Raw genomic sequence first — 15,338 nt, forward strand, 5'->3', positions numbered from 1 at the left:
CGTGACGTGTATATCAAAAATGATACCTTTCAGACTTTGTTTATTTATTGGTATAAAAAACAATACTATTTTATCTTTTTTTTAACATTCACATCTGTGATAAAGCAGGATTCAATCGTCACCCTCTACTATTACAATAACCTTAATTTACAGGAGTGACATAATGGCAATTATTTATTTTATTAGTGCAAAAGATCCTGAAAAACTTCAGGCATGGCTGCACAATACATTTCTAAATACCGAGACCAAACAATATCCGTGCGCACTGGAACAATTATCTATAGCCGCATTCAATAAACCGTATTTAAAATTATCAATACCCGATGAAATATTCACCGATGACATATACAAGAAACTAAGGGCTACATCGTTCACTCAGCAATTTGATTTTTTCCTAAAACCGCAAATCATCCCGATGAACGGGATCATCGCCTTTGACATGGACTCGACGTTTATCGAGGAAGAAGGTGTGGATGAGATTGCCCGCGCGCTAGGCATCACCGATCAGATAACGAAACTGACGCAGCAAGCGATGGAAGGAAAACTGGATTTCAATAACAGTTTCACCCGGCGCATCGGAATGTTAAAAGGGACACACATCCATGTCATTAATGCCGTATGCGATCGGATGACGGCCTCTCCCGGCATCACCACCATTTTGCCATTCCTCAAGCAAAAAGGATTTAAAACAGCGATCATTTCCGGCGGACTGGATATTTTCACCCACCGCTTACAACAGAAATATCAGCTGGACTATATATTTTCAAATACCGTTGAAGTCAGGAATGGTATGCTGACAGATAATATTTCCGCGCCAATCATGAATGCAGAAAATAAGCAAAAAACATTGGCCATGCTTGCCGACTCTCTGCAGATGCCTCAGCATAATATTATCGCCTGCGGTGATGGCGCCAACGATATTCCCATGCTCACGTATGCTGGCACTGGTATTGCCTGGCGAGCAAAACCCGCGGTCAGAAATTTAATTAACAATCAGATTAATTTTCACGGATTCGAGTCGCTTTTGTTCTTTATCGAAAATGGATTATAACCCCACAAGCACTGTCTGAAGGGAAGATCATATGAGCTTGAAATCATTTATATTCAGCCAGGCTGATAAGCCGGTTGTAAAAGAAAAAAAAGAGATTGACCATACTTACAAAAAATTCAGGATAGAGATTATTACCTCGGTTTTTATCTCTTACGCGGTCTTTTATTTAACACGTAAAAACTTCTCAGCCGCCATGCCGGCCATGCTGTCAGATACCACTCTGACCGCAGAAGATTTTGCCATCATGTCTTCACTGTTTTACATCCTGTATGGCTCAATGAAGTTTGTTGGCGGCATGCTGGTTGATAAAATCAATCCGAAAGCCATGACCGGCCCGGTGCTCATTGGCGTGGGGATCGTTAATATTCTGTTTGGTTTTTCCGACAGCGTTGCCGCGTTTTATGTGTTGTACAGCCTCAATGCTATCCTCCAGGGCACCAGTTTTCCACCAATGGCAAAGATCATGGCATCCTGGTTTTCCAAGAATGAACGCGGACGTTGGTGGGCGGTCGTTGAAGCGGCGCATAATATTGGCGGGAGTCTCGCCCCACTGCTGACAAGTTTCGCGATTGTCTGGAGCGGTAGCTGGAAAATGGGTTTTTATGTACCGGGCGCAATCTCCTTGCTGATGGGGATCGTAGCGCTCTTTACGATTAAAGACCGTCCCGGGACCTTAGGTTTGCCTAACGTTGGCGAATGGCGTAAGGATCCAACAGAGCTTGCCCAAGTGAAAGCCAGTCCGGTAAATCTCTCCTTTTGGCAGATTTTCGTCAAATATATCCTGATTAACCCATTAGTGTGGATTATTATCATTGGCGATATGTCCGTTTATATTGCCCGCACCATCCTCAATGACTGGCCGCAAATTTACTATTCTCAGATACATGGCTGGAGCCTGATTAAAGCCAACTCCATTATCTCGTGGTTTGAAGCCGGTGGACTTGCCGGAGGGTTACTGGCGGGTTACTTATCTGACTTTATGTTTAAAAGTAACCGCTGGATGACAGGCTTAATATTCGCATTAATGCTGTGCGTATGTATTACCTTAATCCCACTGGTTCAGGATACCTCATATACCATTACGGCCATTCTCTTCACCATTATGGGTTTCGCCCTGTACGGGCCGCATATGCTTTTTGCCGTAGGTTGTCTGGACGTCACTCACAAAGATGCGGCGGGATCGATAACTGGCTTCCGCGGATTGTTTAGCTATGTCGGCGCGGCGTTAGCGGGCGTACCGGTGATATTAGTGAAGAACAACTGGGAGTGGTCTGGAGTCTATCTCTATGCCGTGATCGCAATCCTGTTAACCACCTTGTCACTGGCCTTACTCGCCAAATTCCATCGACTATAAGCCAGCCATAACAGGACAGTGGCGCCATCGCCGCTGTCTTTCGGTTGGGTTCTTTCAGCGTCAAAAAGGTGTCCATCTTCTTCATCCCTCCATCATTCCTTCACTTTTTCTCCTTTTTTCTTCCTTCACTATCTTATTGATTAAAAAAGTATTTCACCCCAAATTAAATCAAACACAAATGATTTCTATTATCATTTGTGTTTACAAATATTCATACTTTTGTACAATCCTCCCGCTTCTTTACTGAAAAGAGTCCTTAAAAGACAAATACATACAATTGTCATGGCCTTTCACATGACGCGCAGTTTGATTCATTTAAATGGAATGATACAAATGACTATACCTCACGTTAAGGCTGTAGCTGCCGCAGTATGCGTCGCCAGTCTCCCATCACTCGGCTATGCCGCTGAACAAGATACCGTGGTAGTTACCGCTACCGGCTTTGAGCAGAAAATTCAGGATGCCCCGGCTTCGATATCTGTTATTACCAAGCAGCAGATTGAGGACAAAGCCTATCGCGATGTCACCGATGCGCTAAAAGATGTCCCTGGCGTCGTCGTCACCGGCGGGGGGAGCAGCAGCGATATCAGTATTCGCGGTATGGCTTCGCAATACACGCTCTTCCTGGTCAACGGTAAACGCATCAGCACCCGCGGCACACGTCCTAATAGCGACAACTCAGGTATTGAACAAGGTTGGCTGCCGCCGCTTGAATCCATCGAGCGTATCGAAGTCATCCGTGGCCCGATGTCATCCCTGTACGGCTCCGACGCGATGGGCGGTGTCATTAACGTCATCACCAAGAAAGTGTCGAATACCAAAGCCTGGACCGGTTCTCTGCACGGCGATGCCACTTTCCAGGAAGACAGAGACTCCGGCGATATTTACCAGACCAACGCCTATGCGTCTGGGCCACTGATTGACGGATTACTTGGCGCGAAGGTGACCGGGTTATTCTCCCATCGGGCGGAAGATAAAATCCTCAATGGCTACAATGAACAGCGTATGCGTAACGGGGGCTTAACCCTGAACTTTACGCCAGACGATAAAAACGATATCGATTTCGATTACGCACGTGAATTGCAGGATCGCGACAGTACCCCAGGCAAATCTATGGCTGAGGAAAACTGTCGTAACGGAAGCTGTAAGCCGAACAGCAAAAGCGAAAGCAAGTATGTGCACACGACGTATTCTTTAACCCATAGCGGTTATTACGATGACTTCAACTCCACCAGCTATGTCCAGCAGGAAGAGAGCGAAAACCCGGGTCGCCAGATGAAGTCCTACAACACGATTTTCAATAACCAGAACCAGGTATTCCTTGGAGCGCATACCCTGACGCTAGGCGGGCAATACCGTTATGAGAAACTGCGTGATAACGGCAACCAGCTGCAAGCGGCTGATGGGCTGAACAAATTGACCCGCTGGAGCTGGGCGTTGTTTGCTGAAGATGAATGGGCCGTTACCGATACCTTCTCGCTGACCGGCGGTCTGCGTATGGATAAAGATGAGAACTACGGTGACAACTGGACGCCACGCGGCTATGGCGTATGGCATCTGAGCGATCAATGGACCTTAAAAGGCGGCGTTTCGGCGGGCTACCGTGCGCCAGACCTGCGCCAGTCATCAGCAAACTGGGGACAGGTCACCGGCGGCGGTCGTCTGAACGGAATCATTGTCGGCAACCCGGACCTGAAGCCGGAGAAAAGCCTCAGCGAAGAAATCGGCTTACTGTGGGATAACGGCGATAACCTCAACGCAGGCGTCACCCTGTTCAATACCGACTTCAAGAACAAAATCACTGAAGTGCGCCGTTGTAACAGCAGTTCCGATCCGGCCTGCACCATCGGCAATACCCATTATGACTTCGTCAGCGATCGCGTTAACGTCGATAAAGCCAATATGCGTGGCGTAGAACCCACCTTCGGCTGGAAAATAACCTCTGACGTCAACTGGACTGCGAACTACACCTACACGGAATCTGAGCAGAAAAGCGGTCAGTTCTCCGGCCAGCCGTTGAACAAAATGCCGAAGCATATGTTTAACACGACGCTGGACTGGCAGGCCACGCAGGATCTCGGTTTCTGGAGCCGCCTGAATCTGCGTGGAAAAACGTCTGAATACCTGAGCCGTACTTCCATGGCGCAGGGTACGCCGTCCTATACGCAGGTCGATGTGGGTTTACGTTACTATGCCACCAAGGATCTGTTGATGACCGCTGGCGTGTATAACGTGCTGGATAAGCAAATCGATTACGATACCTACGACACCGTTCTCGATGGTCGTCGTTACACGGTTGGCATGACTTACAGCTTCTAAGTCTGACACAATAAAAAACCCCGGCACTCATCATGCCGGGGTTTTTGTTATGCTTTTTATACTGTTATTTCTTCACGCGACCCGGGAATTTCATTTCGCTGTAGCGAACAAAATGGGTTCCTTTGGTCAGCTTATAGCCAAACCAGATAATCAGGAACAGCGGGATACCAATATAGGTAGCCATCACGCCGCCCCAGTCAATGCTGTCTTTCAGGAACGCTTCGTAGTTCTGGCCGAGAGTGATAATCAGGCACAGCACAAAGGCGAAGATCGGACCCAGCGGGAAGAAGCCAGAACGGTACGGCAGATCCTTCACATCGTGGCCCTGCAGCACATAACCGCGACGGAAGCGATAGTGGCTAATGGCGATCCCCAGCCAGGCGATAAAGCCCGTCATCCCGGAAGTATTCAGCAGCCACAGGTATACGGTCTGATTGCCAAACATCGAGGTCAGGAAGCACAGCCCCGCCACCACGGTGGTCGCATACAGCGCGTTACGCGGTACGCCGCCACGAGACAGTTTACCGAAAATACGTGGCGCTTTACCGTCACATGCCAGGGTGTAAAGCATACGCGTGGAAGCGTACATCCCGGAGTTACCTGCAGACAGCACCGCCGTCAGGATAACTGCGTTCATTACCGCTGCCGCGGACAGCAGACCCGCATGCTGGAATACCAGCGTGAACGGGCTAACACTGATGTCTTTCACATCGTTGCGCAGCAGGCTTGGATCGGTGTACGGAATTATCAGGCTGATAATCAAAATCGCGAACACATAGAACAGCAGGATTCGCCAGAATACCTGACGTACCGCACGTGGAATGTTCTTTTCAGGATCTTCAGATTCACCTGCCGCGATACCGATCAGTTCCGTCCCCTGGAAGGAGAAGCCGACGATCATCGCCACGCCAATCATCGCAGCAAAACCACCGGCAAACGGTGCATCACCGGTCGTCCAGTTGCTCCAGCCCACCGGCTGAGCGCCTTTGAAGATACCGAAAATCATCATTACGCCAACTACGATGAAGATAATGACGGTGGTAACTTTGATCAGTGAGAACCAATATTCCGCTTCACCAAATCCGCGAACGGAAATGTAGTTCAGCAGGAAGATCACGCCGAGGAACAACGCACTCCAGATCCAACCCGGCGTGTCCGGGAACCACCAGCTCATCACCAGCTGTGCGGCCACCAGGTCAACGGCAATCGTTACTGCCCAGTTGTACCAGTAGTTCCAGCCCAGCGCGAAGCCAAAGCCTTCTTCTACGTAGTTCTGACCGTAGGTGGAAAACGAGCCAGAAACCGGCATATAGGCCGCCAGTTCACCGAGGCTGGTCATCAGGAAATACACCATCAGACCGATCAGAATATAAGAGAACAACGCGCCGCCAGGACCCGCTGCAGAAATAGTTGCACCAGATGCAACGAAAAGACCTGTACCGATGGAGCCTCCAATGGCAATCATCGTCAGGTGACGCGCCTTCAGTTCACGACGTAGCGTGGGCGCTTCTGTGGTTTTAGTTTCGGAAACCATGTGAAAATGCTATCCATCCAAAAAATGAGGCGCGATTGTAGCAGACGAAACGGCATTCTTCCGGCACAAATGCGCTGTTATAAGAGACCTTCATGACTGGCCGCGGATTATAAGTAAAGCAGAAAATAGAGGGTGCAAGGCGGTTAAAACGTAACCGCCATTATGCAAAAAGGAGTCGCTACGACAGTGAACGTCCTATTCCCCCTGCTCTACCTGGTCGCTGTAGTGCAAAAAGCGCGTAATGGCATTGGAGATATGTTTTTGTCGATGATGAACACGCCACAGCGTGCGGACCAAACGTGGAAGCGGCACAGGAACTTCGCTCAGCGTTCCCGCCTGTAACTGCTCGGCAATGACCCGCCGTGACAAACAGCTGATCCCAAGGCCATGGCGCACTGCATGCTTAATGGCCTCGGAGTTACCCAACTCCATTGCCATCTGAAATCTCGGCAAATGAGACAACAGCAGGTAATCCACCAGTTCACGCGTACCCGATCCTCGTTCACGCAGGATCCACGGCGAAGCAGCCAGTTGTTCCAGCGTAACGGGTCCCTTTGTAAGCGGTGACGACGGTGCGGCGAACACCACCAGCTCGTCTTCCAGCCACGGTTCAGAGATAATTTCCGTACTGTGACACGGCCCTTCAATCAGCCCGATGTCTACCCGGAAATCCAGCACCGCATTGATCACGTCCTGGCTGTTGCCCACGCTAAGCTCCAGCGGCAAATCGGGGAAATCATGCCGATAGCGGGCGATCATGGCAGGGAGAATATAGTTGCCAATGGTGCTACTGGCATAAACCCGGATAGCGCCATTATCTTCGCGGAAAAGCTGTTCGATTTCGGTCGTTTGCTCAAGTAGCGCCAGCGCCCGTGGGTAGAGCAAGCGCCCGTGTTCGTTGACCACCAGTCGTTTACCAACACGGTCAAACAGTTGCACGCCGAGTTGCCCTTCCAGATCGGTAAGTGCCGCACTCACCGCCGACTGCGACAATGCCAGCATGACAGACGCCTGGGTCGTTGAGCCGCTTTTTAATACCTCAGCAAACACTTCAAGTTGTCGCAGGGTGATATGCATAGTCGTTTTCCACCGGATAACCGTTACTTATACCCTAAATAATTCGAGTTGCAGCCAGCGCACATGCAACCTGAAGTATGACGGGTATACCACTTATATAGATTAATTATAAATATATAATCAATTTTATTTTTAAACCACTTCGCCGTACTCTTTTACCCAGATAAAGGAGAAGGATATGACAGAACTCACCTTGCAGACTCATCGTCGTACAGCGTGGCATTTTATTCCGGGGCTCGCCCTGAGTGCAGTTATCACTGGGGTCGCCTTATGGGGTGGATCCATTCCCGCCGTTGCAGGTGCCGGGTTCAGCGCCCTCACCTTAGCAATCTTACTGGGGATGGTTCTCGGCAACACCGTCTATCCGCACATCTGGAAAAGCTGTGACGGCGGTGTGCTGTTTGCTAAACAACATTTATTACGTCTGGGGATCATCCTCTACGGCTTCCGCCTCACCTTCGCGCAAATTGCTGACGTCGGCGTCAGCGGTATCGTGATTGATGTGTTAACGCTAAGCAGTACCTTTATGATTGCCTGTTTCCTGGGGCAAAAAGTGTTTGGTCTGGACCGCCACACCAGTTGGCTGATTGGCGCGGGGAGCAGCATTTGTGGTGCCGCCGCCGTGTTGGCAACCGAGCCGGTAGTGAAAGCGGAAGCCAGTAAGGTAACCGTCGCTGTCGCCACCGTAGTGATCTTCGGTACCATCGCTATCTTCCTGTATCCGGCAATGTATCCGCTGCTGGCACACTGGTTTAGCCCGGAAACCTACGGCATTTACATTGGTTCCACCATGCATGAAGTGGCACAGGTAGTGGCTGCCGGGCACGCCATTAACCCGGATGCGGAAAATGCCGCAGTTATTGCCAAAATGCTGCGCGTCATGATGCTGGCACCGTTTCTTATCCTGTTGGCCGCCCGCGTTAAACAGCTGTCTCCGGCCTCCGGTGGTGAGAAGAGCAAAATCACCATTCCGTGGTTTGCCATCCTGTTCATTGTGGTCGCGATTTTTAACTCGTTCCACTTTCTGCCGCAGTCGGTAGTGAACATGCTGGTAACACTGGATACCATTTTGCTGGCAATGGCGATGGCCGCACTGGGGCTGACCACTCACGTTAGCGCCCTGAAAAAAGCCGGTGCTAAACCGTTACTGATGGCCCTGCTGCTGTTTGTCTGGCTGATTGTAGGCGGTGGCGCGATTAACCTCGCTATCCATGCGCTGATGGCATAAACGAGCACGACTCACCTCCATTAACCCGCTATACTTCCTCCTTTTGCATTTGAGTATGGCGGGTTTAATTTATGAAATACATCGGAGCGCACGTAAGCGCCGCTGGCGGTCTGGCTAACGCCGCTATTCGAGCCGCAGAAATCGAAGCGACCGCATTCGCCCTGTTCACCAAGAATCAGCGTCAGTGGCGTGCTGCGCCGCTGACCTCCGAAATCATTGATGATTTCAAATCTGCCTGCGAGAAGTATCACTATACTTCCGCGCAAATCCTGCCTCACGACAGCTACCTGATTAACCTCGGTCACCCGGTCAGCGATGCGCTGGAAAAATCGCGTGATGCGTTTCTTGATGAAATGCAACGCTGCGAACAGCTTGGCTTATCCCTGCTTAACTTTCACCCGGGCAGCCATTTGATGCAGATTCCGGAAGATGAATGTCTGGCGCGCATTGCGGAATCGATCAACATTGCCCTCGCCCAGACCCAGGGCGTTACGGCGGTCATTGAAAATACCGCCGGACAGGGCAGTAACCTTGGCTTTAAGTTTGAGCACCTGGCCGCCATTATCGACGGCGTAGAAGATAAATCCCGTGTCGGCGTCTGTATTGATACCTGCCACGCCTTCGCGGCCGGTTACGATTTGCGTTCCGTTGAGGAATGTGAAAAGACGTTTGCGGAATTTGAACGAATTGTCGGCTTCAAGTATCTGCGCGGTATGCACCTGAACGACGCCAAGAGCACGTTTGGCAGCCGCGTTGACCGTCACCACAGCTTAGGTGAAGGCAATATTGGCCACGATGCCTTCCGTTGGATCATGCAGGACAATCGTTTTGACGGCATTCCGCTGGTGTTGGAAACCATTAATCCGGACATTTGGGCAGAAGAGATTGCCTGGCTGAAAGCCCAGCAAACTGAAAAAGCGGTGGCCTAATCATGAACGACAGGGAAAAGCAGATCCTTAAGATCCTGCGCCGCAATCCGTTGATTCAGCAGAATGAAATCGCCGATATTTTGCAGATCAGCCGTTCACGCGTCGCTGCGCATATTATGGATTTAATGCGTAAAGGCATGATCAAAGGTAAAGGTTATATCCTTACCGAACAGGATTATTGCGTGGTTGTCGGTGCTATCAACATGGATATCCGGGGTGTTGCAGACATCCATTATCCGCAGGCAGCCTCTAACCCTGGCAGCATTCATTGCTCAGCAGGCGGTGTAGGACGTAACATCGCCCACAACCTGGCGCTGTTGGGCCGCGACGTACATTTAATTTCCGCTGTTGGCAGTGACTTCTATGGCGAAACATTGCTGGAACAAACGCGTCAGGCTGGGGTTAACGTTTCCAGCTGCATTCGTCTGCATGGACACAACACCTCAACCTACCTGTCGATCGCTAATCAACAGGAAGAGACCGTACTGGCCATTAACGATACCCATATCCTGCAACAATTGACACCGCAGTTGCTTAACGGTTCGCGAGATTTGATTCGCCATTCCGGTGTCGTACTGGCCGATTGCAATCTGACCGCCGAAGCCATTGAGTGGGTCTTTACTATTGCCGATGATATTCCGGTATTCATTGACACCGTTTCAGAGTTCAAAGCGGAAAAAATGAAAACCTGGTTTACACGTATTCATACGCTAAAACCCACGCAGAAAGAGCTTGCGATTTTATGGGGCCAACCTATTCATACTGATGCGGATCGCGTACTGGCCGTCAATAGCCTGCATCAGCAAGGGGTAAAACGCATTTTTGTCTGCCTGGAAGATGAATCCGTTTTTTGCAGCGAAAAGGACGGCGAACAGTTTTTATTGACGCCGCCTGAGCATACGGTGGTAGACAGTTTTGGTGCCGATGACGCTTTTATGGCGGGATTACTGTACAGCTTTCTGGAAGGCAGTGAGTTTCGTGAAAGCGCGCGCTTTGCCATGGCCTGCGCAGCATTATCGCGGGCCAGCGTCAGTATCAACAACCCAACGCTCTCTGCGGATAACGCTCTGTATTTGCTGCAAACAGCTTGAATGTCTGCCGGATAGCGCGCCGCTTATCCGGCCTACAAACTTTATTTTATGCCAGTCCGATAAAGAAACCGGCTATTGTGGCGCTCATCAGGTTTGACAGCGTTGCTGCTGCCAGCGCACGCATTCCAAGTTGCGCGATTTCCGGCGCACGCTGTGGCGCAATCGCCGAAAATGCCCCGACCACGACGCCAATCGAACCGAAGTTCGCGAAACCACACAACGCAAACGAGATAATCGCGATGGTCTTCACGTCCAGCGTTCCGCCCGTTTGCAGATACGGCGAGAAGTTGAGATAAGCGACAAATTCGTTGATCGCCAGCTTCTGTCCAATCAGACTACCTGCCAGCGTCGCATCGCTCCAGTCCACGCCCATAATCCACGCCAGCGGGGCTAACACATAGCCAAAGATCCCTTCCAGAGTGGCGTGTCCAAAACCAAACCAACCGCCAATTCCGCCGATAATGCCGTTAATCAGCGCGATAATGGCGACAAATGCCATTACCACCGTCGCAACGCCTGCGGCAATCTTCAGCCCGGTCATAGCCCCACTGGCCGCCGCTTCGATGATGCTTTTCGGTGGTGTTTCAGTAAATGACAGGTTTTCAAAGGTGACGCGAGATTCTTCCGTTGCCGGACTCAGCATACGGGCGAACAAAATGCCGCCAGGGATTGCCATCAATGATGCCGCCAGCAAATAGTCAATCGGGACGCCCATTCCGGCGTAACCAATCATCATTGAGCCAGCAATCGAGGCCATCCCGCTACAAATAGCGGTAAACAGTTCATTACGATTAAGGCGGTCAATAAACGGTTTCACGATTGCCGGGATCTCGTTTTGCCCGAGGAAAATCGTGGTTACTGCGACAAATGACTCGATCTTACTGATGTTCAACGCCTTCTGGAAAATACCGCCGAGGATGCGGATCAATAGCCCCATCACGCCAATGTAATAGAGCAGACTGATGAGTGCGGTCACAAAAATGATGGCCGGGAGCACCCGGAAGGCGAAGATAAACCCTGCCCCGTCAAACAGCACATCCATTTTTGGCCCAACCAGGGAGCCGAAGATAAATGCGCTACCCGCGTCACTATATGACATCACCTTGTGGACGCCGAGCGCGGCCTGTTCAACCAGCCATTTTCCCGGCGGGAAATAGAGCATAATACCGCCGATGGCAATTTGCAGTACCAGCGCAGCCCCAACGGTGCGCAGACTAATACATTTTTTATTTACTGACAGCAGAAACGCGATGGCCAGTAATACCACCATACCCACAACACTTCTCATTATATCCATAATGAAATTCCCTTCATGCCAGGAAACCCGGCGTTATCGCCAGGTTTTGGTAGGTTTGATATTCGCGGGCGACCGCATTCTGCCCGGGAAATTCTGTCAGGCGAGGCGTTGATACTCCTTCGCAATTTCACAGGCCAGCACTGCGTTGTTGAACACCAGTTGAATATTTGATTTCAGGCTGTCGCCACCGGTCAGCTCCGCAACTCGCGCCAGCAGGAACGGCGTACTTTCTTTACCCACGACGCCCTGCTCTTCCGCTTCTTTTACCGCCCGATCTATTGCCGCATTAATTTTCTCTTCTGCCATGGCAAACTGCTCCGGGATTGGATTAGCGACAACCAGGCCTCCATTAAGACCCGTTTGCCATTTCACCGCCATCGCGCGGGCAATCTCTTTAGCGCTGTCCAGACGGATACTGACTTCAAACGGACTGGTACGACAGAAAAATGCCGGTAACGCTTGGGTTCGATATCCAATTAACGGCACGCCAAAGGTTTCTAAATATTCAGTCGTTAAGCCAAGATCCAGAATAGATTTAGCACCAGCACAAATTACCGTGACATTGGTATGTGCCAGTTCCTGCAGATCCGCGGAAATATCAAACGTATGTTCAGCACCACGATGAACGCCACCAATTCCCCCGGTCGCAAATACTTTAATTCCAGCCAGCGCGGCAATAATCATCGTAGAGGCAACGGTGGTGGCACCATTTTTCCCTGCCGCGACCACAAATGGCAAATCACGACGACTTACTTTCGTAACGCTATGTCCTTCTCGTCCAAGCAATTCAATTTCATCTTTACTTAAACCTACTTTCATTATTCCGCCGATAATGGCAATGGTCGCAGGAACAGCGCCGTGCTTACGAATAGTTTCTTCTACTTCAATCGCTGTCTGAGCATTCTGCGGAAATGGCATTCCATGAGAAATAATGGTTGACTCAAGCGCAACAATCGGTTTTTTACTGTTTAATGCTTCCTGGACTTCTGGTGATATTTGTAATAATTCAGAGGAAAGAGTTAATTCAGACATTCTGTGTTCTCCACTATTGAGCTAACATTCGCAACAGACAAATCAGGGTTATTGGTATATTCACAGGCTAATGCCATTGATGAACACCCCTGCGCAAATCGAACCGAATCAATAAAGGGCATGCCGTCTACCCAGCAGGCGGCCAGTCCAGCCATCATCGCATCACCAGCCCCTGTGACATTAATGACGCGAGTTTTAATGGGGGGCGACCAACCACAACTCCCCGCAATATCACTGTAATAAACGCCGTCGCCGCCCATGCTGAGCACCAGCCGGTTTAAGCCGCGATCATGAAACCACGCGGCGACTTTGCTAACGTCATCACGCCCAGAAAGCGCAATACCGCTGAGCGTTTCGGCTTCAAGGCGGTTTGGTTTGAGGGTGTGAATTTTTGCAAGGCGGCCGCGAATTTTTACGCACTTCCAGGCCGACACCGGGTCAACAAACACCGGAACATCTCCGGCGTTTTCCAGTACCCATGCCAGAGCGTCTTCGCTGATATTGCAATCGGCGATAATGACTTTTGCCTGCCTAATAAAATCAAAATGCTGTGATAAAAATTCTGCTGAAATATGCTCGGTGATACTCATATCATTAATAGCCACCAGCATTTCACCGGTATTATCAAGCAGCGATAAATAACTGGATGTATTCTCCCCGGAAACGATAAGACACTTGTCGACATGTACTCCTGATTGATTGGTTTGTGCCAATAATGATTGACCATAAAAATCGTCACCAACCGCTGTTAGCAACCAAGAATTTTTACCCAGCAGCGCGAGATTATGTGCGATATTGCGTCCAACGCCACCGGGAGTGAATTTTATCTTACCTGGATTCGAATCCGCATAATTTAGAGAAGCATGCGAATACCCAGCAACATCCATATTGGCCGAGCCAATCGTTACGATGTATTCCTTTTCACGCATAGCACGTCCCCTGGCAATTAATTTGCCACAAATGAGTTCGTTAAAAATAACCAACGCCACACATCAGGTTATTAGAGCACATGTTCACTATCAAACACGTGTTCATAGTAGGCGTGTTTTTGACAAAGTAAATCCATCCACAAGCTATAAAGTCGATAGATATGAACAGAATCACAATTTTTTATAGATACAGTTTGTCAGGGAGAGAGAAAATGAGAGGTAGTACACAAATTGATCAGGTTAAAAAGCATCTTTGGTCATAACCGAAGGTTTTTCAGACGCGCCAGGCGAACTGGCGCGTATCAACTAAGCGAAACCAGATCCTCTGGCATATGGTTGTACAAAATCCGCCAGAAGTGCTCAGCCGTTTTATTCAGGCGGGTATCCATTCTATAAATATAGGCCTGAATAGGCACCATCAACTCCGGCGTGTCCAGACAAACCAGGCGTTTATCCCGTAGTTCGCTCACGATCGTCCACGCTGGCAGCCAGGCAATACCATGCCCATCCAATGCCATATTCTTCAATAGCTCACTCATCGAAGACATAAACAGCGTACGCGCCGAAATACTACCCACCTCCGCCAGGTGACGGTTAACCAATCTTCCCATGTAGGATGTGCTGGTATAGTTCAGTATCGGCACCTGCGGCTGATAGATATCAAACAACGCCTTACCCTGTGAATCCGCAGCACAGACGGGATACAGCTCAGACTCAAACACCTTCAAGCCGCAGAAAGGTGACTGCATTAAGTCTTCATCGCGAAAGGAGATAATGAAATCACTTTTCCCCTCGCGCAGCGTATTCACTGCCTGGACTACGTCAATCGCTTCGACGTGGTATACAAACTCCTCGCCCCATGCTGACATTGAATGTACTAATCTGGGCAACATCGTCAGCGACAGAGAATGCGCTGCCGCTATTTTGATATTGGGAACGCCAAGCAGGTTGTGACCACTAAGCTCATCTAAGTTACATTCCAGCTGTTGCAGCAGGCTACGGGTCTGCGAATGGAATAACTTACCCTCCTCCGTCAACTGCAGTGGACTCGTCGTACGGTCAAACAGCAACACCCCAACGGCGGATTCGAGCGCCTTGATCCGCCGGCTAAATGCCGGTTGGGATAGGTTGCGCTCCTCCGCGGCCTGGGAAAAATGACGACACGCTTCCAGCGTCAAAAAGTCATATAACCATTTTGTCTCGATATTTTTCATGCCTGTCACGCGGATGTTTAAATATGTCAATTAGTCTTCAGCATCATGCCTGAATATGCCCGGAGATGATATTCAACATCAGCATCTGGTGATTCGTTTTTTGCATAACACCTTCGTTTTTGACATTAACCTGTTTCTTTACCCATCGACCACGACCGCTTATCGCCGCGGAATTTCAGACACCTGCCTGATTACTGGCCTGCTGAGGTGGCAAAAGAAACTGCACCCATGCAGTTTTTGCATTGAACCATACATTATTGCATTTCTCCTCACGACACACTGC

12 protein-coding genes are annotated in these 15,338 nt (G+C 49.8%); 6 read left to right on the plus strand and 6 right to left on the minus strand.

Translation table 11 applies throughout. The features are described from left to right. Positions 1-163 precede the first annotated feature (163 nt). The 3 genes from serB to SK34_RS03570 all read left to right on the plus strand — a co-directional run bounded on the left by serB (position 164) and on the right by SK34_RS03570 (position 4,724). Entirely contained in the window at positions 164-1,051 is an 888-nt protein-coding gene (gene serB, locus SK34_RS03560; protein ID WP_003840106.1) for a phosphoserine phosphatase SerB, read from the plus strand. Between the two features lie 31 nt (positions 1,052-1,082). Then, entirely contained in the window at positions 1,083-2,405 is a 1,323-nt protein-coding gene (locus SK34_RS03565) for an MFS transporter (protein WP_048232386.1), read from the plus strand. A 333-nt stretch (positions 2,406-2,738) separates the two neighbouring features. Further along, positions 2,739-4,724, plus strand: coding sequence for a ligand-gated channel protein (locus tag SK34_RS03570; protein WP_048232388.1), 1,986 nt, complete (start codon positions 2,739-2,741; stop codon positions 4,722-4,724). Between the two features lie 64 nt (positions 4,725-4,788). On the opposite strand, the gene lysP is transcribed toward SK34_RS03570, so the two are convergent. Next, on the minus strand, positions 4,789-6,258 hold the full coding sequence (gene lysP / locus SK34_RS03575; protein ID WP_003027419.1) for a lysine-specific permease: 1,470 nt from the start codon (positions 6,256-6,258) through the stop codon (positions 4,789-4,791). Positions 6,259-6,453: 195 nt separating this feature from the next. Continuing rightward, on the minus strand, positions 6,454-7,335 hold the full coding sequence (yieE, locus tag SK34_RS03580; RefSeq protein WP_003840099.1) for a DNA-binding transcriptional regulator YeiE: 882 nt from the start codon (positions 7,333-7,335) through the stop codon (positions 6,454-6,456). A gap of 178 nt (positions 7,336-7,513) precedes the next feature. Here yieE and SK34_RS03585 point away from each other — a divergent pair, with 178 nt between their 5' ends. The 3 genes from SK34_RS03585 (at position 7,514) to SK34_RS03595 (ending at position 10,583) form a co-directional block, all read left to right on the plus strand. Continuing rightward, positions 7,514-8,563: a YeiH family protein gene (locus tag SK34_RS03585; protein ID WP_003027424.1), complete on the plus strand. Its 1,050-nt coding sequence runs from the start codon at positions 7,514-7,516 to the stop codon at positions 8,561-8,563. 71 nt (positions 8,564-8,634) lie between these two features. Then, positions 8,635-9,492, plus strand: coding sequence for a deoxyribonuclease IV (gene nfo, locus SK34_RS03590; protein ID WP_016150659.1), 858 nt, complete (start codon positions 8,635-8,637; stop codon positions 9,490-9,492). 2 nt (positions 9,493-9,494) lie between these two features. Next, positions 9,495-10,583, plus strand: a complete 1,089-nt coding sequence (locus SK34_RS03595) for a sugar kinase (protein WP_003027430.1) — start codon at positions 9,495-9,497, stop codon at positions 10,581-10,583. Positions 10,584-10,629: 46 nt separating this feature from the next. Here SK34_RS03595 and SK34_RS03600 read toward each other — a convergent pair whose 3' ends face one another. The 4 genes from SK34_RS03600 to hypT all read right to left on the minus strand — a co-directional run bounded on the left by SK34_RS03600 (position 10,630) and on the right by hypT (position 15,055). Then, a complete protein-coding gene (locus SK34_RS03600) occupies positions 10,630-11,880 on the minus strand; it encodes a NupC/NupG family nucleoside CNT transporter (RefSeq protein WP_048232390.1) in 1,251 nt (416 codons plus the stop codon). Between the two features lie 96 nt (positions 11,881-11,976). Further along, a complete protein-coding gene (locus SK34_RS03605; protein ID WP_003027432.1) occupies positions 11,977-12,912 on the minus strand; it encodes a pseudouridine-5'-phosphate glycosidase in 936 nt (311 codons plus the stop codon). Next, positions 12,900-13,841: a pseudouridine kinase gene (locus tag SK34_RS03610; protein WP_048232392.1), complete on the minus strand. Its 942-nt coding sequence runs from the start codon at positions 13,839-13,841 to the stop codon at positions 12,900-12,902. Before SK34_RS03610 ends, SK34_RS03605 begins: the two co-directional genes overlap by 13 nt. A gap of 302 nt (positions 13,842-14,143) precedes the next feature. Beyond that, positions 14,144-15,055 carry a hypochlorite stress DNA-binding transcriptional regulator HypT gene (gene hypT / locus SK34_RS03615; protein WP_016150662.1) on the minus strand — a complete coding sequence of 304 codons (912 nt, stop codon included), beginning with the start codon at positions 15,053-15,055 and terminating at the stop codon, positions 14,144-14,146. Positions 15,056-15,338: the final 283 nt, after the last annotated feature.

Source organism: Citrobacter sp. MGH104, assembly GCF_001034485.1.
GTDB classification, from domain to species: Bacteria; Pseudomonadota; Gammaproteobacteria; order Enterobacterales; family Enterobacteriaceae; genus Citrobacter; species Citrobacter freundii.